This is a genomic window from Polynucleobacter sp. Fuers-14 (assembly GCF_018882045.1).
In the GTDB taxonomy this organism is placed as follows: domain Bacteria; phylum Pseudomonadota; class Gammaproteobacteria; order Burkholderiales; family Burkholderiaceae; genus Polynucleobacter.
In genome coordinates, this window is record NZ_JACVPG010000021.1 from 243,236 (window position 1) to 251,943 (window position 8,708).

General features: G+C 44.6%; 8 protein-coding genes. 6 read left to right on the forward strand and 2 right to left on the reverse strand.

Translation table 11 applies throughout. The annotated features are described in order from the left end of the window. Positions 1-269: 269 nt before the first annotated feature. Genes ICN40_RS11090 through ICN40_RS11105 form a run of 4 tightly spaced genes read left to right on the forward strand, consistent with a single transcriptional unit; the run spans position 270 to position 5,654 of the window. Positions 270-1,736 (forward strand): carbohydrate porin, encoded by a 1,467-nt coding sequence (locus tag ICN40_RS11090; RefSeq protein ID WP_216243976.1) that lies wholly within the window; start codon positions 270-272, stop codon positions 1,734-1,736. A 35-nt stretch (positions 1,737-1,771) separates the two neighbouring features. Next, positions 1,772-2,959 carry a hypothetical protein gene (locus ICN40_RS11095; RefSeq protein ID WP_255561315.1) on the forward strand — a complete coding sequence of 396 codons (1,188 nt, stop codon included), beginning with the start codon at positions 1,772-1,774 and terminating at the stop codon, positions 2,957-2,959. Next, positions 2,956-4,209 carry a Dyp-type peroxidase gene (locus ICN40_RS11100; protein ID WP_216243978.1) on the forward strand — a complete coding sequence of 418 codons (1,254 nt, stop codon included), beginning with the start codon at positions 2,956-2,958 and terminating at the stop codon, positions 4,207-4,209. The genes ICN40_RS11095 and ICN40_RS11100 overlap by 4 nt, the downstream gene beginning before the upstream one ends. 32 nt (positions 4,210-4,241) lie before the next feature. Continuing rightward, entirely contained in the window at positions 4,242-5,654 is a 1,413-nt protein-coding gene (locus ICN40_RS11105; RefSeq protein WP_216243980.1) for an MFS transporter, read from the forward strand. Here the strand turns inward: ICN40_RS11105 and ICN40_RS11795 are convergent. Beyond that, positions 5,651-5,779 carry a hypothetical protein gene (locus ICN40_RS11795; RefSeq protein WP_255561317.1) on the reverse strand — a complete coding sequence of 43 codons (129 nt, stop codon included), beginning with the start codon at positions 5,777-5,779 and terminating at the stop codon, positions 5,651-5,653. The two genes, ICN40_RS11105 and ICN40_RS11795, sit on opposite strands and share 4 nt — an antisense overlap. 14 nt (positions 5,780-5,793) lie before the next feature. On the opposite strand from ICN40_RS11795, the gene ICN40_RS11110 reads away from it, so the two are divergent. Both ICN40_RS11110 and ICN40_RS11115 read left to right on the forward strand, forming a co-directional pair. Continuing rightward, positions 5,794-5,967, forward strand: a complete 174-nt coding sequence (locus tag ICN40_RS11110) for a hypothetical protein (RefSeq protein WP_216243982.1) — start codon at positions 5,794-5,796, stop codon at positions 5,965-5,967. A gap of 292 nt (positions 5,968-6,259) precedes the next feature. After that, the gene (locus ICN40_RS11115) at positions 6,260-6,901 is read left to right on the forward strand and encodes a response regulator transcription factor (RefSeq protein ID WP_216243984.1); all 642 of its coding nucleotides are present in this window, start codon (positions 6,260-6,262) and stop codon (positions 6,899-6,901) included. Between the two features lie 259 nt (positions 6,902-7,160). On the opposite strand, the gene ICN40_RS11120 is transcribed toward ICN40_RS11115, so the two are convergent. Beyond that, positions 7,161-8,390, reverse strand: a complete 1,230-nt coding sequence (locus tag ICN40_RS11120; RefSeq protein WP_216243986.1) for a tyrosine-type recombinase/integrase — start codon at positions 8,388-8,390, stop codon at positions 7,161-7,163. Positions 8,391-8,708 lie beyond the last annotated feature (318 nt).

Consider the following 8,708-nt stretch of genomic DNA (forward strand, 5'->3'; position numbering starts at 1 on the left):
CAGGTCAATTCAGTTACAGGCCACTAGTTAAAAAGTCAAAATCCGATCTCCAACTGTCGCTTTGCGACCCATAGCAGGCTATCGAGACAACAAAAAACCCGCCTAAGCGGGTTGGTTAGTCTGCCATGGTTTGAATAAGTCACCAAAACTAAGGGTTCCTCGATCTATACCCATTTATTACTTATCGGCAAGTTCTTCAAACAAATGAAAATCATTCTTATTTAGATGTTAAGATGATAACCATTCTCATTTGATATATTTGATATTTCATGCCTTTAACTAACCGCCTGATGGTGCTGGGCACTATTTTTATTGCCCTGGCGAGTGCAGGCCTCTCTCTGGAGGCTATTGCAGCACCACCACCAATCAATATTTCGGCTATGAATGATGATAACTACGCTTCTAGTAAAGGATTTTGGGGATTTACCGATGGAATCAATCGAAGTAGCGCTCTACTGGGTGATATGTGGGGCCTTCGTACCGACCTAAGTAAACATGGCATCTCCTTGGCGATTTTAGAAACAAGCGAATACATGGGCAATGTCAACGGCGGCGTAAAGCAAAGCGCTGCTTATGATGGCCTTACTCAGATCGTGGCACAAATGGACACAAATCGCGCCTTTGGTCACTACGGGGGGTTGGCTAATGTCAGCGTTCTAAATCTCCATGGCAATAACCTGAGCGCTCAAAACCTATACACATTACAAACGGCGAGTGGCATTGTGGGCGATCAAGCCACCCGGCTTTGGGAGATTTGGTATGACCAAAAGTTCCTAGATGAAGATCGCCTGAGTGTGCGCGTTGGACAGCAAAGCTTAGATCAGGAGTTTATGGTTAGTACAAACGCTCTTTATTTTATTAATACGATGTTTGGCTGGCCCATGCTTCCTTCTGCCAATATGCCCTCCGGTGGGCCCGCCTATCCATTGTCAGCATTGGGGGTTCGTTTTAATGTCAGACCTGTTGATGGCTTTAACTTATTGGTCGGCGCATTTAATGGTGATCCAGTTAAAAACAATAACGGGAGCGATCCACAACTCCAAAACCGCTATGGAACTAGCTTTCCCACTAACGGCGGACAGCTTTATATCGCCGAAGCCCAATTCTCCTACCCCACATTGGGCAGCATGGTTGAGCCTGGACAAACCAAATCGCTAGGCTATACCTATAAAATTGGCGCCTGGTATAACACCAATAATTTTTCGAATATGGCGGTCGATACCAATGGGCTATCTTTAGCGGACCCCAATAGCAATGGTAATCCCCTTCAGCATCAAGGTAACTATGCTTGGTATGCAGTGGCTGATCAGCTGATTTGGCGTGATGACAAAGACCCCAATCGAACCGTAGGAATATTTGGCCGTGTCATGGGAACTCCACTGAAAGCCTATAACCTGATTGACTTTAGTGCAAACATTGGTGCTGTGATGCATAGCCCATTTAAAAATCGCCCGGCTGATACCCTAGGCTTAGGCGTTGGTTATGCCCATGTCAGCAATCAAGTAGCGCAGCTCGATCAAAATACCGCCAACTTCACCAATACTTTTACATCCATTCGCAATAGCGAAACGTTTGTGGAGTTAACCTATCAGTATCAATGGAAGCCGTGGATTCAGATTCAGCCAGACATTCAATATGCAATGAATCCTGGCGGTGGATTAGCTAACCCCAATATTCCCAATTCAAAAATTAAGAACGAGCTGATTTTAGGCATCCGAACCAACATTTCATTCTAATGAAGATTAATACTTCCCTTACCAATAAATTGACTATGAACATCTTTTTATCAATGCCATCCAAGCAGTCGACCATGTTGCCACCACAAACGTTGTCGATGACTGTACTTTCATGTATTGGCATTTTTTTAATGTGCCTATCTTCCGCCCATGCCGAACCAAAGGGAATGTTAGAAACCATTAAGCGTCATCAGTTTTTAACTTCAACGATTCCAGATAATGGGGACGTAAACCCATACGCAGTAGTGGTGGCACCCGTTTCTTTCGGTGCAATTGAAAAGGATGATGTGCTGGTTGATAACTTTAACAATATCTCCAATCTTCAAGGTACTGGCACAACGATTATTCGCTATCGACCCAGCACCAAAGAAACAAAACTGTTTGCACAGGTGCCCCAAAAATTAAAAGAATGTCCAGGGGGCGTAGGACTTACGACCGCGATGACCATGCTTAAAAGTGGCTGGGTGATTGTGGGAAGCACCCCAAGCACCGATGGCACAACCAGAACGAAGGGAGATGGTTGTATTTTGGTATTTGACCCCAATGGTAAGCATGTTTCCACCTGGAAAGGCCCCACTATTAATGGACCCTGGGGGAATATAGCCACTATTGATCGCGGTGATAGCGTTACGCTCTTTATTAGCATGGCTGGCTTTGATTTACCAAGCCCCGATGTGATTGACCCAAAAACTGACTACCCTGTTATTGTGAACAAGGCTACGGTATTGCGCTTAGAGCTCACCATTCCAAATGGCAAGCCGCCGGTCCTCAAAAGCCAAACAGTCATCGGGGATGGTTTTTCACATCGTTCAGATCTTGCAAATTTTTTACTGGGGCCCACAGGCCTAGCTTTAGGTTCAGATGACACGCTTTACGTCACCGATGGCCTAGACAATGAAATTACCGCCATTGCCCATGCCAGCACCAGAGTAGATAGTGCCGGTAAAGGGGAAACAGTGGCCAAAGAAGGTTTATTGGCATGGCCATTAGCAATGATTATGACGCCTGAGGGTCATTTAATTGTCGCCAATGGAAAAAATGGGCAGGCTGTGGAAATAGATCCGATAGAGAAAAAGCAGATTTACGCCCATTGGCTCAATGCCAATCAAGCACAGTCTCCGCCTGGCAATGGCAATCTTTTTGGACTTGCGCTTGCCCCCGATGGAAAAAGTTTTTATTACGTTGAAGATGACATCAACTCATTACGGATTGCTAAACCATGAGTACTTTTAAGCCACAAGGGCGCCGATCATTTCTAAAAAGCGCAGCAATATCGGCAATTGCATTGCCCTTCACCTCAAACGCGCAGGCTGCTGACTGCAAAGCGAAAAGACCAACCGAATTATTTTGGGGCAAGCATCAATCAGGTATCACTACCCCACAACAAACGAATACGTATTTCATCGCTTTTGATATGGTCTCAAAAAATCGAGAGGATCTGATTGAGCTGCTTAAGCGCTGGACACAGGCGAGCGCTCAAATGATGGGCAGCTCAGAGCAATTTGATTTAAAGACAAACCCTGATCTACCTCCAACTAGCCCAGGCGAGGCCGTTGGACTATCCAGCGCTGGACTTACCTTAACTTTTGGCTTTGGCCCCGCGCTATTTGAAAAAGACGGCATTGATCGTTTTGGAATATCTGCGCAACGACCAGAAGCCCTCAAAGATTTACCAAGATTTGCAGGCGATCAACTTCTTCCTGAAAAATGCGGGGGAGATCTTTCTGTACAAGCCTGTGCTTATGATCCCCAGGTTGTTGAATATGCCGTTAGACGCCTTGCAAAACTCGCCAATGGCATTGCCGTTATGCGCTGGGCTCAAATGGGTTTTAGCGGAGACTTCGCCCCAAATCAAACCCCAAGAAATCAAATGGGATTTAAAGATGGAACGATCAATGTCTCAGGCAAAGATCCCAAAGCATTGGATCAATTTATTTGGGTGGGCAATGAAGGCCCCAAGTGGCTTCAAAATGGCAGTTATATGGTCATCCGCCCCATACGCATTTCTGTTGAGCATTGGGATGAGATGAAACTCTCCTTCCAAGAGGAAACAGTTGGCAGACATAAGGCATCAGGCGCACCAATCGGAAAGAAAAAAGAGTTTGATCCCCTTGGCTTAGATCGAGAAGATAAAGATGGCAATCCGATCATCAATGAAAATTCCCATGTTGCTTTATCAGCACCAGAAAATAATGGCGGAGCGCAAATCTTAAGACGAGCTTTTTCTTATGACAATGGGATTGTCAAGGTGGCTGAGCGTTGGCCTCCATGGCGCCAAGTAACCACCTTTGATGCAGGTCTTTTATTTCAGTGCTACCAAAAAGATCCAACCCTTGGGTTTACTCGAATCTTTGCTAAGATGGCGCAGATAGATATGCTTAATCAATTTACAACCCATGTAGGCAGTGGTTTATTTGCATGCCCTCCCGGCGCCAAGGAAGGTGAGTTTATTGGACAAGGGCTCTTTATTTAAATTCATAAAAATAGCAAATCTTGAGAAGTTAGATGAATAAATCCTTTGCGCCCTCACATATAGTTCCACTAATTGTGGCGACGGCCTTCTTTATGGAAAACTTAGATGGCACAGTGATCACCACTGCACTGCCCCAGATGGCTCAAACATTAGGAGTAAATGCCATAGATATGAGTGTCGGCATAACTGCATATTTGATTACGCTGGCAGTCTTCATTCCAGTTAGCGGATGGCTCTCTGATCGCCTAGGATCTCAAACCGTATTTGGCTCAGCTGTTGGCATATTTACCGTTGCCTCTGTTCTGTGCGCCATTAGTCAGACGGTAAATCAGTTTATGATCGCTCGAATTCTTCAGGGGATTGGGGGAGCAATGATGGTTCCCGTTGGACGATTAATTGTCCTGAGAACCACGCCTAAATCGGAGTTGGTTAAAACTATTGCCTTAATCACATGGCCAGGATTGGTAGCTCCTGTAATTGGACCTCCATTAGGCGGCTTCTTGACTACCTATCTCTCATGGCATTGGATCTTTATTCTTAATGTGCCGCTAGGCCTATTAGGCATCTTTCTCATTAGAAAATATGTGTCTAATGCTCATCAGCTCGAAAAGCGCCCTCTTGATTACATTGGATTTTTGATCATAGGGAGCGCCCTGGGGTTCACAATCATTGGTGTTGAGCTAGTCGGCAGCGAGGGATTTAGCAAGCAAGCTATTGGCTATACAGCCTTTGGAATTATCTGCGGAATTGCTGCCTGGTTTCATGCTAAAAAGCACACCCATCCTTTGCTCGATTTTTCTGTACTCAAAGTTCCCACATTTGGCATTACATTTTTCTCGGGCTCATTTACGCGAGTCCTATTAGGAGCAACCCCGTTCTTGGCACCCTTGATGTTCCAAATTGCCTTTGGCTATAGTGCTTTTATGTCAGGCCTTTTATTTTTTGCGGCCATGCTTGGCAATATTGGCCTCAAACCTCTAACCCCCATGCTTTTAGAGCGCTTTGGCTTTCGCAATATCATGCTTGGCAATGGGTTTATTGCAGCCATTGCTGCCATGATTTGCGGCATGCTCTCTCGCGATTCGAGCATTATCGGCATTATCTTGGCCATGTTTATCTATGGCGTTAGTCGATCAATGCAATTTACTTGCATCCAAACCCTAGCCTTTGTAGATATACCGCCAGAAAAAATGAGCGGGGCAAATACCCTTTTTAGCACTATTGGTCAACTTGCCCAAGGTATCGGGGTTGCCTTGGGGGCAGCCATTATTCACATTACCGTTATAGCTAGAGATGGGAATATCAATAACCCATCAGCATTGGATTTTCGTATTACCTTTTTTGTCGTAGGGGCGCTTATATTTATTTCGCTCAAGGGGTATTTAAAACTTAAACCTGATGCTGGCTCAGCAGCAAGCAAGCATCGGGTTTCGACTTCCGCCTAATTTAATTTATACGGCATCCCATGCTTACCCACATTGGGATAGACATAAGTCGTCTTGACTGGACGCATACCAATAATTTGCACTTCAACTGGTTCTTTTAAAGAACCAGTTGAAGTGAACTGCATTAGCCGGATGAAACATGATGCTAGCACTAGATGCGCTCATCTTTCTAGCAAGCTCCATCTTTTCATACCTATCCATTCGAAGCAATTCAAAGAAGGTTTATTTTGAAGATACTGCGGATAAGTTCTTTATGCTCGCATTGCTCTGCATGGGTGCTGCAGTCTTACTCCTGACATATGAGATTGTGTAGGCGGTGCGATGGCTGCTTCTGGCCGATTTGAGACGCCTAGACCCACCAAGCCAATTGGATAGTTGCCCACCCATTTCTGCCGTTCTCGTATAACAAAAACCGCAAAAAGCGGGCTCAATGCATCAGGTTAAGGGACTTGTAACCCAACAGCATAAGTAGCCATTACCCTAGTGGTAGAGGCTGATTGGGACAGTTTTTGTTTCTGCAATGGAGCACATTTAGGGTGAATACCTAATATCTAAAGCCAATAGATTCCATATGATGGGACTACATATAGCTCCCAATAGTAAATATGCTCAAGAAAATCCAAGAAGTGCCCGTTAAAAGCGGAGTAGTTTATGTTGTCGATGACGATGAGGCAATGCGTGATTCTATGAGTTGGCTTTTAGAGGGCAACGGATTTAAGGTCAGTTGTCATGAAAGTGCAGAACGCTTTTTACAGGCACTTGCCAATACGGATGCATCTACTGCGGCATGCGCCATATTTGATGTCAGATTGCCCGGAATGTCAGGAATTGAGTTGCAACAAAAATTGGCAGCGCAAGGCCATCAAATTCCAATAGCGTTTGTTACTGGTCACGGTGAAGTTAAATTAGCCGTTCAAGCAATTAAGCAAGGCGCAGTAGATTTTTTAGAAAAGCCGTTTAAAGAAAATCAAATTTGTAGTCTAGTAGAGAATATGTTGTCAAAAGCTTATCTAGAGCAAAAGCAAAATTTAGAAGTGCAAGCAGCACAGACCAAACTGAAAACTCTAACGAAACGCGAAAAAGAAGTTTTAGAATGCCTAGTCAAAGGCTGCACCAATAGACAGGTTGGTGAGACTTTAAATATTTCACTCAAAACAGTTGAAGCACATCGAGCCAATGTCATGGATAAGCTTGGGGTGAATAGAGTGGCAAGTTTATTAAAGCTGGCCATCTCTCATCAGCAATAATTTTGCATAGCAAGCGTCTAGCCCCTAGACGCTCAACCTTTTGCTCTAAATGAAACATAGCATATCCCGCCAACACGACGCTGCGCATGCCATTTTGGAAATATTCGAAACCGCTGCGAGCCAATTGATTCGGTGCTTATAGGGCGGTGGGTCGCAACCAGCTTAGACCCAATGTGCAGAACTGTTTTAGCCCTCTATCCTACGTTTTCAATCCTCTAACCTACCGGCGACTATTGGCCGATAGCGGACATTTTTGTAGTTAAGAGGCTCGCTTGAGATTAATGACATCTGCACCGACCTTAATGCCATCTAAATAATTTGCCCAGTCTTGCATCATTACCGCCCTTTTCGGTAAATAGGTTGCAAAGTTATACGCGGCACTAACACCATCCCTATCCGAATGAGCTAACTGCAATTCAATGTGTGCATGCTCATACCCCTGCTCGTGTAGTATTGTCGACGCTAGCCCTCGGAATCCATGGCCAGTCATACGCCCCCGATACCCCATGCGATAAAGGGCAAAAAGAATGGTGTTGTTACTCATACTCTTCAGTGGTTTTTCTGATGGAAATACCAACTGCCTACCACCTGAGATTTCTTTTAAGCGCTCAAATAACTTCACTGCTTGAGTAGTTAGATGAACAATATGCGGATCTTTCATCTTCATTCGAGCGGCTGGGATGCGCCACTCCTTATTTTTTAAATCTATCTCTTCCCATCTTGCCTGTATTAGTTCGCTGGTACGCAAAAAGGTAAGAGTCATCAACTGCATTGCTAATTTAGTGAGCTCACCCCCACCAAACTGAGTGTCATAGGCGTCTACTTTTCGAAGTAACTCCGGTAAATCCTTAGCATCGATCCTAGCCCTGTGCACAACAGGTTTATTACGGACAACATCGGAAATTTTTACATCAGCTGCGGGGTTACGCTCACATATTCCATGTGCCACGGCAAATCGAAAAATCTGTCCACACGTTGAATAAGCTCTTTTGGCAATCTCCAGCGGACTGTTTTCACCGGACTCAATCTTCTTAACCATGGCCACAAGCATCGGCGCGGTAATTGAATTTATTGGCTTAGAGCCAATCTGATTAAATACATTGAGCTCTAAACGTCTTAATATGCGCCTAGCATTACTTGGATCCTTGCCTACCGACCAAGTCTCATGCCACTTCAAAGCTACCGCCCGAAAACTATTCTCAGCAGCCATTGCTTGTTGTTGCTTTTTTTCCTGGCGATCTTGAGATGGGTTAATACCATCATCTAACAACAAACGAATTGCTAAATGTTTTTCTCTTGCTTTTTTCAGGCCAACTTGAGGATAACTGCCCAATGAAAGCGTGTTTTCTTTACCCGCAAAACGGTAGCGAACTTTCCACCATTTCGAACCATTGGTTTGGCATACAAAATGCAAGTTCCTACCATCAGGAAAGCTTTGCAATTGGCGACCGGGTTTAACCGCTTTGATCACCGCATCGCTCAACTTCATCAAATAGCCCTGTCATGTGAATTGGAGGGTAGAACTTTGAGGCTTTAATTTTCTACCCTCAAAACTACCCTCATTTCAGACACCCTACCCTCATTTCCCATCATTGCCAACAGGCAACAAAAAACCCCTTAGAGGCTTATCCTATAAGGGGTTTTGTGGTCAACGCTAGGCGTTGTTTGAAGAATTCTTGGTGCCTCGGGGCGGACTCGAAAATCCATGTATATATTTGCTAAAGCTTATTTTTTAGTAATTTTTTAGTGATCAAACCAAATGCAAGGCAATAAATCTTAACCAGGACTCGAATCGGGACCCGGGAAG